The sequence below is a fragment of the Pseudomonas sp. LBUM1655 genome (assembly GCF_059716085.1).
Genome location: NZ_CP166801.1, coordinates 1,376,681 through 1,391,589 on the forward strand (window position 1 = coordinate 1,376,681; position 14,909 = coordinate 1,391,589).

Annotated in this window: 18 protein-coding genes; 9 read left to right on the plus strand and 9 right to left on the minus strand. The window is 58.6% G+C overall.

Annotation, left to right across the window (positions count from 1 at the left end; genetic code table 11):
* Positions 1–67: 67 nt before the first annotated feature.
* From ACA074_RS06070 to recX, 3 genes are all read left to right on the plus strand, one after another.
* Positions 68–568, plus strand: coding sequence for a CinA family protein (locus ACA074_RS06070; protein ID WP_187679099.1), 501 nt, complete (start codon positions 68–70; stop codon positions 566–568).
* An 83-nt stretch (positions 569–651) separates the two neighbouring features.
* Entirely contained in the window at positions 652–1,710 is a 1,059-nt protein-coding gene (gene recA, locus ACA074_RS06075; RefSeq protein WP_187679098.1) for a recombinase RecA, read from the plus strand.
* A gap of 9 nt (positions 1,711–1,719) precedes the next feature.
* On the plus strand, positions 1,720–2,187 hold the full coding sequence (gene recX, locus ACA074_RS06080; RefSeq protein ID WP_187679097.1) for a recombination regulator RecX: 468 nt from the start codon (positions 1,720–1,722) through the stop codon (positions 2,185–2,187).
* Between the two features lie 57 nt (positions 2,188–2,244).
* Here recX and ACA074_RS06085 read toward each other — a convergent pair whose 3' ends face one another.
* Positions 2,245–3,363 (minus strand): LOG family protein, encoded by a 1,119-nt coding sequence (locus tag ACA074_RS06085; protein ID WP_497616719.1) that lies wholly within the window; start codon positions 3,361–3,363, stop codon positions 2,245–2,247.
* 351 nt (positions 3,364–3,714) lie between these two features.
* Between ACA074_RS06085 and ACA074_RS06090 the strand changes: the two genes are divergently transcribed.
* Positions 3,715–3,909 (plus strand): hypothetical protein, encoded by a 195-nt coding sequence (locus ACA074_RS06090; RefSeq protein WP_401270014.1) that lies wholly within the window; start codon positions 3,715–3,717, stop codon positions 3,907–3,909.
* On the opposite strand, the gene ACA074_RS06095 is transcribed toward ACA074_RS06090, so the two are convergent.
* Positions 3,910–4,335: a PA3611 family quorum-sensing-regulated virulence factor gene (locus tag ACA074_RS06095; RefSeq protein WP_187679094.1), complete on the minus strand. Its 426-nt coding sequence runs from the start codon at positions 4,333–4,335 to the stop codon at positions 3,910–3,912.
* Between the two features lie 189 nt (positions 4,336–4,524).
* Here ACA074_RS06095 and ACA074_RS06100 point away from each other — a divergent pair, with 189 nt between their 5' ends.
* From ACA074_RS06100 to ACA074_RS06110, 3 genes are all read left to right on the plus strand, one after another.
* Complete coding sequence (locus tag ACA074_RS06100; protein WP_497678616.1) at positions 4,525–5,271, plus strand: tRNA-uridine aminocarboxypropyltransferase; 747 nt, start codon at positions 4,525–4,527, stop codon at positions 5,269–5,271.
* Between the two features lie 222 nt (positions 5,272–5,493).
* Positions 5,494–6,144 carry a response regulator transcription factor ErdR gene (gene erdR / locus ACA074_RS06105; RefSeq protein WP_042557931.1) on the plus strand — a complete coding sequence of 217 codons (651 nt, stop codon included), beginning with the start codon at positions 5,494–5,496 and terminating at the stop codon, positions 6,142–6,144.
* A gap of 74 nt (positions 6,145–6,218) precedes the next feature.
* The gene (locus ACA074_RS06110) at positions 6,219–6,581 is read left to right on the plus strand and encodes a diacylglycerol kinase (protein ID WP_129390014.1); all 363 of its coding nucleotides are present in this window, start codon (positions 6,219–6,221) and stop codon (positions 6,579–6,581) included.
* On the opposite strand, the gene ACA074_RS06115 is transcribed toward ACA074_RS06110, so the two are convergent.
* Positions 6,578–7,504, minus strand: coding sequence for a LysR family transcriptional regulator (locus ACA074_RS06115; RefSeq protein WP_187679092.1), 927 nt, complete (start codon positions 7,502–7,504; stop codon positions 6,578–6,580). The two genes, ACA074_RS06110 and ACA074_RS06115, sit on opposite strands and share 4 nt — an antisense overlap.
* Positions 7,505–7,646: 142 nt before the next feature.
* Here ACA074_RS06115 and fpr point away from each other — a divergent pair, with 142 nt between their 5' ends.
* Together fpr and ACA074_RS06125 are read left to right on the plus strand one after the other, a co-directional pair.
* Positions 7,647–8,426, plus strand: a complete 780-nt coding sequence (gene fpr / locus ACA074_RS06120) for a ferredoxin-NADP reductase (RefSeq protein ID WP_002554680.1) — start codon at positions 7,647–7,649, stop codon at positions 8,424–8,426.
* Between the two features lie 387 nt (positions 8,427–8,813).
* On the plus strand, positions 8,814–9,785 hold the full coding sequence (locus ACA074_RS06125; protein WP_497657519.1) for an IS110 family RNA-guided transposase: 972 nt from the start codon (positions 8,814–8,816) through the stop codon (positions 9,783–9,785).
* Positions 9,786–9,817: 32 nt separating this feature from the next.
* Here ACA074_RS06125 and tsaA read toward each other — a convergent pair whose 3' ends face one another.
* From tsaA to rimO, 6 genes are all read right to left on the minus strand, one after another.
* Positions 9,818–10,516 (minus strand): tRNA (N6-threonylcarbamoyladenosine(37)-N6)-methyltransferase TrmO, encoded by a 699-nt coding sequence (tsaA, locus tag ACA074_RS06130; protein WP_497678617.1) that lies wholly within the window; start codon positions 10,514–10,516, stop codon positions 9,818–9,820.
* An 84-nt stretch (positions 10,517–10,600) separates the two neighbouring features.
* The gene (locus ACA074_RS06135; RefSeq protein WP_497658836.1) at positions 10,601–11,371 is read right to left on the minus strand and encodes an SDR family oxidoreductase; all 771 of its coding nucleotides are present in this window, start codon (positions 11,369–11,371) and stop codon (positions 10,601–10,603) included.
* Between the two features lie 131 nt (positions 11,372–11,502).
* A complete protein-coding gene (locus ACA074_RS06140) occupies positions 11,503–11,973 on the minus strand; it encodes a YehS family protein (RefSeq protein WP_401270023.1) in 471 nt (156 codons plus the stop codon).
* A 72-nt stretch (positions 11,974–12,045) separates the two neighbouring features.
* Positions 12,046–12,756, minus strand: a complete 711-nt coding sequence (locus ACA074_RS06145) for an rRNA pseudouridine synthase (protein ID WP_187679499.1) — start codon at positions 12,754–12,756, stop codon at positions 12,046–12,048.
* A 102-nt stretch (positions 12,757–12,858) separates the two neighbouring features.
* The gene (locus ACA074_RS06150) at positions 12,859–13,332 is read right to left on the minus strand and encodes a GNAT family N-acetyltransferase (RefSeq protein ID WP_401270027.1); all 474 of its coding nucleotides are present in this window, start codon (positions 13,330–13,332) and stop codon (positions 12,859–12,861) included.
* Between the two features lie 223 nt (positions 13,333–13,555).
* Positions 13,556–14,893, minus strand: a complete 1,338-nt coding sequence (gene rimO / locus ACA074_RS06155; protein WP_489878326.1) for a 30S ribosomal protein S12 methylthiotransferase RimO — start codon at positions 14,891–14,893, stop codon at positions 13,556–13,558.
* Between the last annotated feature and the right edge of the window lie 16 nt (positions 14,894–14,909).

A 14,909-nucleotide genomic window follows, 5' to 3' on the forward strand; every position in this document is an offset into this window, starting at 1 on the left:
CTTGTGTATTGAAAGCGCAACCGGCTCGTGTACGGTGGGACCCATTCCACCCGATCCGGAGCGCACCGTGAAAGAGATCACTCAACTGGCCGCCGAACTTGGCCGACGTCTGCAAGTGCTCAATGCCCACGTCACTACGGCCGAGTCTTGTACCGGTGGCGGGATTGCCGAAGCCATTACGCGGATTCCGGGCAGCTCGGCGTGGTTCGAGGCCGGTTACGTGACCTATTCCAACCGGCAGAAAACCCAGCAACTCAACGTGCCGGCCGAGCTGTTCGGCACGGTGGGGGCGGTCAGTCGCGAAGTGGTCGAGGCGATGGTGGGCGGCGCTCAGGAGAAAAGCCTGGCACGGTTCGCCGTGGCGGTCAGCGGCGTGGCCGGCCCCGACGGCGGCACGCCGAACAAACCGGTGGGCACGGTGTGGCTGGCCTGGGGTGTCGACGATGTGGTTTCCAGCGAGGTGCAGCACTTTCCCGGCAACCGCGATGAAGTCCGCCGACAAACGGTGAAGGCCGCGCTAGAGGGGCTCCTGCGACTGGCGGCACGAGAAATCGAAAATCAGGGGTAGGCGATCCGCGAACGCTGTGGAATAATACTGGCTACTTATACAGGTGTTGGCCGTCAGGCCTTATTGATTACGTGAGGACTTTAATGGACGACAACAAGAAGAAAGCCTTGGCTGCGGCCCTGGGTCAGATCGAACGTCAATTCGGCAAGGGTGCCGTAATGCGTATGGGCGATCAGGACCGTCAGGCGATCCCATCCATCTCCACTGGCTCTCTGGGTCTGGACATTGCACTCGGCATTGGCGGCCTGCCAAAAGGCCGTATCGTTGAAATCTACGGTCCTGAATCTTCCGGTAAAACCACACTGACTCTGTCCGTGATCGCCCAGGCTCAAAAGGCTGGCGCGACCTGCGCATTCGTCGACGCTGAACACGCCCTCGACCCTGAGTACGCCGGCAAACTGGGCGTCAACGTCGACGACCTGCTGGTTTCCCAGCCGGACACTGGCGAACAAGCCCTGGAAATCACCGACATGCTGGTGCGCTCCAACGCCGTTGACGTGATCATCGTCGACTCCGTGGCTGCACTGGTGCCGAAGGCTGAAATCGAAGGCGAAATGGGCGACATGCACGTGGGCCTGCAAGCCCGTCTGATGTCCCAGGCGCTGCGTAAAATCACCGGTAACATCAAGAACGCCAACTGCCTGGTGATCTTCATCAACCAGATCCGCATGAAAATCGGCGTGATGTTCGGTAGCCCGGAAACCACCACCGGTGGTAACGCGCTGAAGTTCTACGCATCGGTTCGTCTCGACATCCGCCGTACCGGCGCGGTGAAGGAAGGCGACGAAGTGGTCGGCAGCGAAACCCGCGTCAAGGTTGTGAAGAACAAAGTGGCTTCGCCGTTCCGTCAGGCCGAGTTCCAGATTCTTTACGGCAAGGGCATCTACCTCAACGGCGAGATGATCGACCTGGGTGTACTGCACGGTTTCGTAGAAAAATCCGGCGCCTGGTATGCCTACGAAGGCACCAAGATCGGTCAGGGCAAGGCCAACTCGGCCAAGTTCCTGGCAGACAATCCGGAAATCGCCGCCAAGCTCGAGAAGCAACTGCGCGACAAGCTGCTGGCGCCAGCAGCAGACGTCAAGGCTTTGGCGACCCGTGACAAGGTCGACGATATGGCCGAGGCCGACATCGACGTTTGAAGTCTTTGAATGACACTTGTACTTGATACCCTCGTCGCGGTGCGGCGAACCGCCATGGACCTGCTCGCACGTCGCGAGCACGGTCGAGTCGAGCTGACGCGTAAACTTCGTCAGCGCGGCGCCGAGGCGGAAATGATCGAAACAGCCCTCGACCGTTTGACGGAAGAGGGGCTGCTTTCCGAAGCCCGTTATCTTGAAAGCTTTGTTTCCTACCGAGCGCGTTCCGGCTATGGCCCTCTGCGAATCCGCGAGGAACTCAGCCAGCGTGGTTTGCAACGTGCCGATATCGAACTCGCCCTGCGCGAAAGCGGTATCAGTTGGCAGGAGCAACTTAAGGAAACGTGGCAGCGGAAATTCTCCGGGCATTTACCGATTGATGCCAAAGAACGTGCCAAACAAGGCCGGTTCCTAGCGTATCGGGGCTTTTCGATGGAGATGATCAACCGCTTGTTCAGCGGTAGAGGAATGGACGATTAACACGCTTGAGTAAAAACGGCCCGCTATGAAAATAGCGGGCCGTTTTTTTTTTGCCTTTTAAATGACTTTCGACGGTTCTCGGCTGCGTTGCGCGGTCGGTGGTTTGGAGTCGGCCCAGTTGTCCGGCAAGTTGATGTAGTCCACCAGCTCCCTCAAACGCCCGTGATTCCGGGCGTTGAAAGCAAAGGCCAGCCGCGTCAGGTGGCTGAACTGCGCTTCATCGTGTTCTTCGCCGGCGTAGGCGTGTTGATGGAACTGGTCGCTCAAGCACAAATCGGCAAAGGCTTCCTGCATATGCTCCAGCGCCTGGTCGCTGAGTTTGTGATTCATGCGGATCACGAATTGGCGCTTGAGCCAGCGGCTGGAGTGGAAGTTGCTGTAGAACTGGGTGATCTGTTCCACCGCTTCCTCGACGGTGTAGACCAACCGCATCAGCTTCGTGTCGGTTGGCAAAATGTAGTGATTGTCCGCGAGTTGCTGGTGGATGAAATCCATCGCCCCCTGCCAGAACGTGCCACCCGGCGCATCCAGCAAGACCACCGGCACCAGTGGGCTTTTGCCGGTCTGGATCAGCGTCAGCACTTCCAGTGCTTCGTCCAGCGTGCCGAACCCGCCCGGGCACAGCACCAATGCATCAGCTTCCTTGACGAAGAACAGCTTGCGGGTGAAGAAGAAGTGGAAGGGCAACAGATTACCTGTGCCGCCCACCGTCGGATTGGCATGTTGCTCGAAGGGCAGGGTGATGTTGAACCCGAGGCTGTGATCACGTCCGGCACCTTCATGCGCGGCGGCCATGATGCCGCCACCGGCACCGGTGATGACCATCATGTCCGAACGCGTCAACGCCGCACCGAGTTCCCGAGCCATCGAATACAGAGGATGTTCGACTGGAGTGCGCGCCGAGCCGAACACGGTGACTTTGCGCCGCCCCTTGAATTGCTCCAATACGCGAAACGCCTGCTCCAGCTCGCGCAAAGCTTGCAGGGTGATCTTGGCGTTCCAGCGGTTGTGGTCTTCCTGTGCCATGCGCAGCACGGTCAGGATCATGTCGCGATAGATGGGAATATTCGGACTGTTGGGTGAAACACGGTTGAGTTGCTCTTCAACCTGGCTGATGAGGTCGGGGCCGCTTTCCTGAAAATGACGGCTGAGCAGGTCATTCGGTTGGTAAGGCATTCAACGTCTCCTTCTGCACAGAGCGGGTGGCCCTGACGAGCGGCGTCAGTGCCGCGCTGCAAAAAAACACACAATCGGCAGTTCCTTTCCTGCCTTGAACCAGTGAGCGGGAATACTTTGAATCTAGACCCTTGCACGCATTTGCGCTGACTTGATCATTGCGCTGCAAAGTCCTGACTGGCAACCGCTTATTGTTTTTCAGCCAATTGCACCACCGCTCGTCCGAACGTGTGCCGGACGGCAAACCCTCTGATTAACTCTCAGGCAGGCACCATGCAAATTTTGCGTCAATCACCATACGCAAGGTGCATGCGATTCAAGGATTTGCGGGTGGCAAGGAGGCGAGGGAACATGACCAGAGTGATTCTGGAGATCGATACGCAGCTGTATCGGATGTTGAAAGCATCGGCCGAGACCAACCAAGTGAGTCTCGAAGAGGAGTGCTGCCGCAGGTTGGCAGGCGGGGAACGCCGTTCGCGTTATTTACAGGCACTGGTGGCCGAACTGCGCGCCGAAGATGAACAGCGGCGCGCCAACTCGCGATGATTACTTCTTCTTCGCCGGGGCGGCTTTCGGGCAATCCGAGTCCTGATAGCTGGCGGAGCCGATCGCCTTATTGGTTTTCACTTCAGTGAAGTCGTAACGCATGACCGCGCCTTTAGCCATCAGCTTGCGGTACGACGGGTTGTTGCAGACCGAGGCGCCGAGCTGGAAATACACGGCTTTTGGATCAGCACGCATCTTGTCGGCGTGGCTCTTTTGCACGCTCAGGTGGTTGATCAACTGAGTGCCTTCAACGGTGTAGCCCTGATCAAGAATGTCTTCATTGATTGCCCGAGGCGTGCCGACGCTGCTTTGGGCGGCGACGTTGCGCAGCTCTCTGTTCAGATTCTGCTCACTCAAGGACGCAGCCTGAGCGGTGAAGGACGACGCCAGCAGAATGGCAGCGGTGGGAACGATAAGGCGCAGCATGAAACTCTCCTGGTTCAGTGACTGGTGGTTCGACCAGCCACGTGACTGTGCGTTCAGTGGCGGCGAATTATAGGGGAGCCGGTCTGGACGGTACAGGCTTGTGCCCGTTGCTCTGGTAAACTGCCGACCTTTATTGCCCTGCCGAGTGTTGTTCGTGTCGAATTTCCCTGTCTGCCGGCCTTGCCTGCGATGAACCATGCCCCCAACGCCGTAGCCCGCCTGCGCGATCAGCGCGAGGACGAGGGCATCAAGCCGATTCAGGCCCGGGGCTTTCGCTCCGAACGTTGCCGCGACTGCCGGGTGATCATCAGTCATTGCCTGTGCGCCTGGCGGCCAAGTGTGGAAACCCGTTCCGGCGTGTGCCTGATCATGACCGGCAAGGAAGTGTTCAAACCGAGCAATACCGGTTGGCTGATTGCCGATGTGGTGCGCGATAACCATGCGTTCATCTGGTCGCGCACCGAGCCGGACCCGCAGATGCTGGCGCTGCTCAACGACCCGCAATGGCAGCCGTATCTGGTGTTTCCCGGCGAATACGTCGAGCCGTCGCGCGTGACGAATACCGTCGCCCTCGATAACAGCAAGCGGCCGCTGTTCATTCTGCTGGACGCGACCTGGACCGAAGCGCGCAAGATCTTCCGCAAGAGCCCGTACTTCGACAGCCTGCCGATCCTCAGCCTGTTGCCCGACAAACTTTCGCGCTACCGCTTGCGTCGTTCGACCCGTAGCGAGCACCTGTGCACCGCCGAGGTCGCGGCGCTGTGCCTGGAACTGGCGGGTGACAGTGACGCGGCCTCGGCGCTGGACGCCTATTTCGACGTGTTCAGCCAGCATTATCTGGGCGCCAAACTGCAGCTGGACATGAATGAATCCACGCCGGCTCACGCCGAGTTGCAACCCTATATACGAAAGCCGCAGCCGGAGTTGGCCCAATAGTGGCCCATACTGTACGCGGCGGCGGCCGTGCTGCTTGACCACCCCGTCTTCGCTGGGCATGCTTGGCGCCGATTAGGGTGCGGCCAAGGTTTGAAACGCCGTGTTTGCTGGTTATTGGCGTTGAACGTGCCCCTGTGGATGCCGCTTAAACGCGCATCTTGAGTTGCTTTGGCGAACCCCGAATACACCGGGTCAGCCATCAAAAACAGGATCATTTGAAAAATGGCCACATACGACATCCTGATTGCCGATGATCACCCCCTGTTTCGTAGCGCCCTGCATCAAGCGGTGACGCTGGGCCTTGGCCCGGACGTCCGGCTGGTGGAAGTGGCGAGCATCGCCGAACTGGAAACCCGTCTCACCGAAAAAGCTGATTGGGATCTGGTCCTTTTGGATCTGAATATGCCCGGCGCGTTCGGGTTTTCCGGGCTGGTGATGTTACGCGGTCAATACCCGCAGATTCCCGTGGTGATGGTCTCGGCGCAGGAAGAAGCCTCGGTGATGGTCAAATCCCGTGAATTCGGTGCCAGTGGTTTTATTCCCAAGTCCAGCGACCTGAGCGTGATTCAGGAAGCGGTGCGCAAAGTCCTTGATGGCGATGTGTTCTGGCCGCCGCAGGCGTTCGAAGCGGTCAGCGTTTCCGCCGAAGCGAAGGCTGCCAGTGATGGCCTCGCCAGCCTGACTCCGCAACAGTTTCGCGTGCTGACCATGGTCTGCGAAGGCTTGCTGAACAAGCAGATTGCCTATGAATTGAGCGTGTCGGAAGCGACCATCAAGGCCCACGTCACAGCGATCTTTCGCAAGTTGAATGTGCGTACTCGCACGCAAGCGGCTTTACTGCTGCAACAACTTGAGTCAATTCCCAGCCAATAACTATTGGCGTATTCACGCTTTTTTGACTTTCGTTGATCTAGCTTTCTCACTCCTTTTCAGTTGGTTTCCACTTTATGTCACCTTTCAAGGGCCAGACCGGCCTGAAACGCATCCTCAACGCTTCCGGTTACTCGCTGGACGGTCTGCGCGCAGCCTTCACCGGTGAAGCGGCGTTCCGCCAACTGGTGCTGCTTAATGTAGTGCTGATTCCGCTGACGTTCTTCCTCAATGTCAGCCGCGTCGAGCAAGCGCTGTTGATCGCCGTGTGCTTGCTGGCGCTGATCGTCGAGTTGCTGAACTCGGCGGTGGAAGCGGCCATTGACCGTATCTCCCTGGAACTGCACCCACTGTCCAAGAACGCCAAGGACATGGGCAGCGCCGCGCAATTCGTGGCCTTGACCATGATCGCTCTGGTTTGGGCGGTGATTCTGCTTTAAGCGATAGTGGGCAAGACGATCTCGTCGCTGCGCTGCACCCCGGCGGTGAAAGCGCGGCACAGATCGAGAAACTCGCGCATGGCCGAGGTCTGGTATTTCTGCTTGTGCCAAATGAAGTAGAACTGTCGCGCCAGATCCAGATCCGGCGTCTCCACAGGCACCAGACTCCCACGGCGGAAGGCATCACGTAGCGCCAGCCGCGAGATACAGCCAATCCCCAGCCCCGACTCCACCGCGCGTTTGATCGCTTCGGTGTGCTCCAGCTCCAGACGGATATTCAGCGCACTGCGATGGTGACGCATGGCCTGATCGAAGGTCAGGCGCGTGCCGGAACCCTGTTCGCGCAGAATCCACGCCTCATGCGTCAACTCTTCCATGGTCGCGCTGCCGCGTTTGGCCAGCGGATGCTGCGGCGCGCAAAACACCACCAGCTCATCCTCGACCCAGCTCTGCACTTCGATGTCCGGGTGGCTGCAATCGCCTTCGATTAGACCCAGATCAATTTCGTAGTGAGCGACTTGTTGCACGATATTGGCAGTGTTCTGCACGTGCAGCTTCACCTGACTTTCCGGGTGGCGCTGCATGAAACTGCCGATCAGCAGGGTTGCCAGGTAATTGCCGATGGTCAGCGTTGCGCCCACCGACAGCGAGCCGAAACCGGATTTGCCGTTGAGCAGGTCTTCGATTTCCTTGGACTGATCCAGCAGCGCCACGGCTTGCGGCAGCAGCTGTTTACCGAGGGCATTGAGGCTCAGCCGTTTGCCGGCACGGTCGAACAGCTGGCAGCTGGACTGGCGCTCCAGTTCGGTGATCGAGGTGCTTGCCGCCGATTGCGAGAGGTTGAGCAGACCCGCAGCACGGGATACGCTTTCCTGCTGGGCGACAGCGACGAAGACTTGCAGTTGACGGAGAGTAAATCGCATATCGATATAACCGATAACCCTTATCTTAATAATCCAGTTAACAGATATTGTCGGCGCTATTAGAATGCGATGCAATTGCGCACCATCGGCATTTATTCAGCCCAGAGCAAGCGCAGAGCCAATATCCAGGAGTCAAACGTACATGAGCAACATGAACCACGAGCGTGTCCTCAGTGTTCATCACTGGAACGATACCCTGTTCAGCTTCAAGTGCACCCGCGATCCGGGCCTGCGCTTCGAGAACGGGCAGTTCGTGATGATCGGCCTGCAACAGCCAAACGGCCGCCCGCTTATGCGCGCTTACTCGATTGCCAGCCCGAACTGGGAAGAGCATCTGGAATTCTTCAGCATCAAAGTACCTGATGGCCCGCTGACCTCGCAGTTGCAGCATCTGAAGGAAGGCGACGAGATCATCATCAGCAAAAAGCCTACGGGCACGCTGGTGCTGGACGATCTGAAGCCTGGCAAGCACCTTTACCTGCTCAGCACCGGTACCGGACTGGCGCCGTTCATGAGTGTGATCCAGGATCCGGAAACCTACGAGCGTTTCGAAAAAGTCATCCTTTGCCACGGCGTGCGTTACGTGAATGAAGTCGCTTACCGCGAATTCATCACCGAGCACCTGCCGCAGAATGAGTTCTTCGGCGAAGCGCTGCGCGACAAGCTGATTTACTACCCGACCGTCACTCGCGAGCCGTTCGAGAACGAAGGCCGTCTGACCGACCTGATGCGCAGTGGCAAACTGTTCAGCGACATCGGCCTGCCGCCGATCAACCCGCAGGACGACCGCGCCATGTTGTGCGGCAGCCCGAGCATGCTCGACGAGACCAGCGAAGTGCTCAACAGCTTCGGCCTGACCGTGTCGCCGCGTATGCGCGAGCCGGGTGACTACCTGATCGAGCGTGCGTTCGTCGAGAAGTAAGCCCCACTGAAAAAGCCCCCATTGTCTGAATTGGCAATGGGGGCCTTTTTATGCCCGCGACATTCACCTGTAGGAGCTGCCGCAGGCTGCGATCTTTTGATCTTGTTTTTGAAGAGCAAAATCAAAAGATCGCAGCCTGCGGCAGCTCCTTGTATCTCGACTATCGCTCCGTCAGGAGCGATAGTTCTCGACTGATCATCGAGGGAGGGACTTGGAAGCCGTGCAGCTCCTTAGGCTTTTTGCCTGTGATGTAGATCGTGCTCCAGCCCTCCACACTCACTCGTATAGTTCGAACGGTATCTTGGGCCCGTCTCTGGCGAGAGCCCGCATTCGCAAGGTTGGACAGAGTGCAGTGATGATCGAAAACGGATTAATGGAGAAACGGTCATGTCCAATTTCGTCGGCGTCGATGTCGCTAAAAATACCTTTGATATTGCCACTCACCTGCCAAACGGCAAGCACAAAACCAAGGCCAAACTGGCTAACGACTCAAAAGGTTTCAAAGAGTTTGACGCCTGGCTGAACAAGCAGGTCGAGCCTACAGCTCTGATCGTGATGGAAGCCACCAGCGTTTATCACCTGGAACTTGCCGAGTTCGTCTACAACAAGGGTTACCGGGTCTGCGTCGTCAATCCGGCTACGACCCACGCTTACGCTGACAGCGAGCTGCGCCGGATCAAAACCGACAAAAGCGACGCCAAATTGATCGCTGACTTTGCTCGGGAAAAGGCTGAAAAGCTTCAGCTTTGGGCTCCAGAGCCGCTGAAATATCGTCAGCTAAAGGCGATGGTACGTCGCTTGGATGACCTTCAGGAAATGGAGCAAATGGAGCTCAATCGCCTGGATGTGTCCGACGAAAAGGTCAAAGACTCGATCAACTCTGTGCTGCGTCACATCGAGAAAGAGATCGTTGAAACTCACAAAGCAATCAAAAAACACATCGACGATGATCCAGACATGCGCCAAATGCGCGACTTGATCGTGACCATCGACGGTATCGGCCAGAAAACCCTTGAGCGGCTGCTGGCCGAGTTGGGCGACCTGCGTAAATATGACGACCCTCGCAAGCTGGTCGCTGCCGCCGGGTTGAACCCAAAGCTGCAGGACTCGGGAAAGTTCAAAGGCAGAACAGTGATTTCGAGAATCGGATCGGCTCGCGTTCGGGCGGGTCTATACATGCCTGGGTTGGTTGCACTGAAGCACAACAAGGCAATCATCGCCATGAAGGACCGCTTGAAGGCCAACGGCAAGGCCCCCAAGCAAATCATCTGTGCAGCGATGCGCAAACTCCTACATTTTGTCTACGCCGTTCTTAAATCGGGCCAGCCATTTGACCCGAAAATTGCCCTTGCCCGATGAGGGGCAAGACGGTATCTACATTGGGCGCGGGTTTAGGCGCTGGCGGGGATGACTTCGAGGACGCGAATCTGTTGAGGGGTCGGATAGTGCCAGCGCACATCCAGATCCCAGAACTGTGCGCCATATTCACGTTCCGGCGCCGGGGTCTGATACGCCGGGCGCGGATCCTGGGCCAGACATTGCTCGATCAACTCGACCAGAGGCTCGGCAAGGCGCTGAGCGTGGGTGTGAGCCTGTTGCAAGGCTGCGTCCGTCCACTGCACGTCAATCAACAGCGGCGCAGCGCTGGCGATGCTGTTGGAGGCGCTGGTGATGATGTCGGCGTAAGGCACGTAGGGTTTGATGTCGAGAATCGGCGTGCCATCGAGCAAGTCGATGCCGGAGATGAACAGGCGATTGGCTTCGACCTTGTCGAGTTTCACCACGGATTGGCCGATGCCATTCGGGCGGTGGGTGGCCCGGGTGGCGAAGACGCCCATGGACTTGTTGCCACCGAGTCGGGGAGGGCGGACTTTCAGGCGCGGTTTTTCTTCCAGCGCCTGATGGAACAGGAACAGCAGCCAGACGTGGCTGACCTGTTCCAGACCCTGCACCGCGTCACCCTGATCGAACGGCGCCACCAGTTCCAGCACGCCCCGGGCAGCGGGGGCCAGTTGCGGTTGGCGAGGGATGGCAAACTTCTCCTTGAAGCAGGAGCGCACGAAGCCGATGGGAGAGACGCTGTAAGTCATGGTTTGCAGTCGAGGCGGGAATCAGGGCGGGCATGATAACCCGAGTACGGTGGTGACTTGCCATTGATGGCCGCGCCGCCGATCTCAGAGGCTGAACCCACCATCCAGCGGAATGATATTCCCCGTCATGTACGCCCCGGCCGTACTCGCCAGACTGATCGCCAACGCCGCCATCTCCTCCTCACGTCCCCAACGCTTCATCGGAATCAGTGCCGTGTCCTCGGCCAATGCCTGCTGATCATTGCCGATGTGCTGGGTCATCTTGCTCGGAAACCGCCCTGGAGCGATCACGTTAACGTTGATGTGTTGGCTCACCAGTTCCCGCGCGAGAATCCGTGACAGTTGATGCAGCGCGGCTTTGCTCGGCCCATAGGCATACGCCTGCTCGCCGAAAGACGAAATACCCGCCACAGAACCGATGTTGATGATCCGCGCCGGATTCGCCGCCGACCCTGCTTTGCGCAGCAGCGGCAGGAACTGCTGAATGCAACTGAACACCGACGTCACGTTGAGCTGCATGACTTTCTCCCAGCCCTTGACCGGGTAGCTTTCCAGCGGCGCGCCCCAAGTGGTGCCGGCGTTGTTCACCAAAATATCCAGATGGGTGATCTGCTCGCCCAGCCTCGCGGCCAGTTCCTGTACGCCTTCTTCAGTCGCCAGATTCGCCGCCACGCCGTGGCAAGTGCCCAGGGCACTGAGTTCTTGCGCCGTTTGATGACAGGCTTCGGCGTCACGAGAGCAGACGAAGACACGGGCGCCGGCCTCGACAAAGGCCTTGGCGATCATTTTGCCGATACCACGGGTGCCGCCGGTCACCAGGGCGGTGCGGCCTTGCAGGGAAAAGTAGGGGTGCATGGCGAATCCTGAGGGCTAGGGATCAATACACCCTAGTCGCCAGCCGCGAAAAGCGGAGCCACTATTTTCGAAGGGAATGAGCGGTCATGCGCAGCGGCGGCGACGGTCAGTCGCCACCGCTGGAAGCAATATCAGGCGGCGCGAACGCGCAGGGTCAGGCCCTTGAGGAAGTTACGCAGCAACTGGTCGCCGCACGGGCGGTAGTTGGTGTGGCCGACCTTGCGGAACAGTGCGCTCAGCTCAGGCTTGGACACCGGGAACTCGGCAGCCTTGAGGATCGCGTGCATGTCGTCTTCTTTCAGTTCGAAGGCCACGCGCAGCTTTTTCAGGATGATGTTATTGGTCACCGGCAGTTCGATCGGCTGCGGCGGACGGCTTTCGTCCTTGCCACGCTTGAAGATCACCAGGCCATCGAGGAAGTGCGCGATGACTTCGTCCGGGCAGCGCACGAAGCCTTCTTCGTCTTCTTCTTTCTTGTCGAGCCATGTGATCACGTCGGCGAGGGTCACGTCCATGCCGCCGAGTTTGATGATCTCGACAACCTTCTTGTCGCTGATGTCGAGCATGTAGCGCACGCTGCGCAATACGTCGTTATGAATCATGTGAGTAATCCTGATAGGCGTTGTGGGCATCGCGCGGGGGCAATGCCGAAATATGTGGCGGCAGTGGAAGTCTTAGAACTTCTCTTTGCCGGACAGGTAGCGCCATTGGCCGACCGGGACTTTGCCGATCGAGACGCCGCCGATACGGATGCGGCGGATGCCGATAACCTTCAGGCCTACCGCTTCGCAGAACTGGGCGATGATGCCCGGCTGCGGGTTTTTCATGGCGAAGCGCAGGCGGTTTTCGTTCTGCCAGCTGGCCTTGACCGGCGGCAGCTCCTTGCCCTTGTGAGTCAGGCCGTGCTGCAAGCGGTTGAGGCCGTGGGCGACCATGTCACCTTCGACTTCAACGATGTATTCCTGCTCGATCTTGGCCGAGTCGGCGGTGAGCTTGCGCAGAATCTTCCAGTCCTGGGTGAACACCAGCAGGCCGCTGGCCTTGGCCTGCAGATCAGTGCTGGCGGTCAGGCGCAGGAAGTGGCCCCGCAACGGGCGTTTGCTGAAACGGTGCTCTTCGCTGAGGGTTTCGGCACTCAGGGTTTGCATCGCGCTGTCCGCATCCATGCCCGCCGGCACGTTGAGCAGGATGGTCACCGGCTCCGGCGCGGTGGCCTTGGCGTCCTTGTCGAGCTCGACCTTCTGGTCGCCGACCTTGAATTGCGGCTCGTCGATGACTTCGCCGTCCACGGTAACCCAGCCGCCCTCAATGAACAGCTCGGCCTCGCGGCGGGAGCAACCCACCAGTTCGATGAGGCGTTTGGAGAGGCGAATCGGGTCAGTCATGACAGGGCCGTAACAAAAAAGGGGTGGGCATTGTACCTGTGTGGCGCCGGTTAAGCCCGGTTCCATTTGCAGGCAGTGAAATCATGCGGGAGCTGTGGTGTATCAGCCATTGCCCGAGCGCTGCTGGTTTTGGCGCAAGCGCATGTGCAGCAACGGATACGGCTGGCCCATGCCATCCACCTCCGAACGGCCGATCACCTCGAACCCCTGCTTGAAGTAGAACCCCAGCGCCTGCGGGTTCTGCTCGTTGACGTCCAGTTCATCGGCGTTCAGATGCTGCATGGCGTAATTCAATAGTTTCTTGCCCAGGCCTTGGCCACGATGCGCAGGATCGATGAACAGCATTTCGATCTTGCCCGCTGCGACACCAGCGAAACCGGTGATGCGTTGCTCGTGATCCTTAGTGCAGATCAGCATCACGGAGTCGAGGTAGCGGGTCAGCACCAGGTTGCGCAGCAATTCGATATAGCTGTCCGGCAGAAAATCATGGGTAGCGCGGACCGAGGCCTCCCAGACCCGGGTCAGTTCCTGATAATCGCTGAGTTTCGGCGTGTGGATGACCGAATGGTGACGCATGCCTGTGTGCCTCTTGTGCCCGGTTTGATGAGGATCCTTCCCTCAGCAAACGATAGACGTAAAAAAGCCCCGCATCTCGTAAAAAGAGCGGGGCTTTTCAATACAACACTATTCCCCTTGTGGGAGCGAGCCTGCTCGCGAAGGCTTTGGTTCAGTTAACAATTTCAGCAACTGATCCACCGCATTCGCGAGCAGGCTCACTCCCACAGGTACTGGGTGATGCTTAGATCTGCTCAGCCCACAGATCGTATTCGTCTGCGTCAGTCACCTTGCACCAGACCTTGTCGCCCGGCTTGAGATTGCTGCCGTTGTCGATGAACACGTTGCCGTCGATTTCCGGGGCGTCGAAGAAGCAGCGGCCGACCGCGCCTTGCTCGTCGACTTCGTCCACCAGCACTTCGATTTCACGGCCGATGCGCATTTGCAGGCGCGCCGAGCTGATCGCTTGCTGGTGCGCCATGAAGCGGTCCCAACGGTCTTGCTTGACGTCGTCCGGCACGATGTCCAGATCCAGATCATTGGCCGGTGCGCCATCAACCGGCGAGTACTGGAAGCAGCCGACGCGGTCGAGCTGGGCTTCGGTCAGCCAGTTCAGCAGGTACTGGAAGTCTTCTTCGGTTTCGCCTGGGAAGCCGACGATGAAGGTCGAACGGATGATCAGATCCGGGCAGATTTCGCGCCAGTTCTTGATGCGCGCCAGGGTCTTGTCTTCGAACGCCGGGCGTTTCATCGACTTCAGCACTTTCGGGCTGGCGTGCTGGAACGGGATGTCCAGGTACGGCAGGATCTTGCCGGCGGCCATCAGCGGGATCAGCTCGTCAACGTGCGGGTACGGGTAAACGTAGTGCAGACGGACCCAGACGCCCAAGGTGCTCAGCGCTTCGCAGAGCTCGGTCATGCGGGTTTTCACCGGCGCGCCGTTCCAGAAACCGGTGCGGTATTTCACATCGACGCCGTAGGCGCTGGTGTCCTGGGAGATCACCAGCAGCTCTTTGACGCCGGATTTGACCAGGCGCTGGGCCTCGTCGAGCACTTCACCGACCGGACGGCTGACCAGTTTGCCGCGCATCGACGGGATGATGCAGAAGCTGCAGCTGTGGTTGCAGCCTTCGGAAATCTTCAGGTACGCGTAGTGACGCGGGGTCAGCTTGATGCCTTGCGGTGGCACCAGGTCGATCAGCGGGTTGTGGTCTTTGCGTGGCGGCACGACGTCGTGCACAGCGTTGACCACTTGCTCGTACTGCTGCGGACCGGTCACGGCCAGCACGCTCGGGTGCACGTTGCGTATGTTGCCTTCTTCCACGCCCATGCAGCCGGTGACGATCACCTTGCCGTTTTCCTTGATCGCTTCGCCGATCACTTCCAAAGATTCAGCCTTGGCCGAGTCGATGAAGCCGCAGGTGTTGACCACCACGACGTCGGCGTCCTGATAGGTGGACACCACGTCATAGCCTTCCATGCGCAGCTGGGTCAGGATGCGCTCGGAGTCGACCAGTGCTTTCGGGCAACCCAGAGATACGAAGCCAACCTTTGGATTGGCCGGCGCAGGAGTGGTGGACATGTCTAACCTCGGTATT

Coding starts and splice junctions, on each gene's coding strand:
- erdR (WP_042557931.1), top strand. CDS start 5,494: ATGGCCACATACGACATCCTGATTGCCGATGATCACCCCCTGTTTCGT.
- ACA074_RS06145 (WP_187679499.1), bottom strand. CDS start 12,756: ATGACTGACCCGATTCGCCTCTCCAAACGCCTCATCGAACTGGTGGGT.
- ACA074_RS06090 (WP_401270014.1), top strand. CDS start 3,715: ATGACCAGAGTGATTCTGGAGATCGATACGCAGCTGTATCGGATGTTG.
- ACA074_RS06085 (WP_497616719.1), bottom strand. CDS start 3,363: ATGCCTTACCAACCGAATGACCTGCTCAGCCGTCATTTTCAGGAAAGC.
- ACA074_RS06135 (WP_497658836.1), bottom strand. CDS start 11,371: ATGCACCCCTACTTTTCCCTGCAAGGCCGCACCGCCCTGGTGACCGGC.
- ACA074_RS06115 (WP_187679092.1), bottom strand. CDS start 7,504: ATGCGATTTACTCTCCGTCAACTGCAAGTCTTCGTCGCTGTCGCCCAG.
- fpr (WP_002554680.1), top strand. CDS start 7,647: ATGAGCAACATGAACCACGAGCGTGTCCTCAGTGTTCATCACTGGAAC.
- ACA074_RS06100 (WP_497678616.1), top strand. CDS start 4,525: ATGAACCATGCCCCCAACGCCGTAGCCCGCCTGCGCGATCAGCGCGAG.
- recX (WP_187679097.1), top strand. CDS start 1,720: ATGACACTTGTACTTGATACCCTCGTCGCGGTGCGGCGAACCGCCATG.
- ACA074_RS06110 (WP_129390014.1), top strand. CDS start 6,219: ATGTCACCTTTCAAGGGCCAGACCGGCCTGAAACGCATCCTCAACGCT.
- ACA074_RS06140 (WP_401270023.1), bottom strand. CDS start 11,973: ATGATTCATAACGACGTATTGCGCAGCGTGCGCTACATGCTCGACATC.
- ACA074_RS06125 (WP_497657519.1), top strand. CDS start 8,814: ATGTCCAATTTCGTCGGCGTCGATGTCGCTAAAAATACCTTTGATATT.
- recA (WP_187679098.1), top strand. CDS start 652: ATGGACGACAACAAGAAGAAAGCCTTGGCTGCGGCCCTGGGTCAGATC.
- tsaA (WP_497678617.1), bottom strand. CDS start 10,516: ATGACTTACAGCGTCTCTCCCATCGGCTTCGTGCGCTCCTGCTTCAAG.
- ACA074_RS06150 (WP_401270027.1), bottom strand. CDS start 13,332: ATGCGTCACCATTCGGTCATCCACACGCCGAAACTCAGCGATTATCAG.
- rimO (WP_489878326.1), bottom strand. CDS start 14,893: ATGTCCACCACTCCTGCGCCGGCCAATCCAAAGGTTGGCTTCGTATCT.
- ACA074_RS06095 (WP_187679094.1), bottom strand. CDS start 4,335: ATGCTGCGCCTTATCGTTCCCACCGCTGCCATTCTGCTGGCGTCGTCC.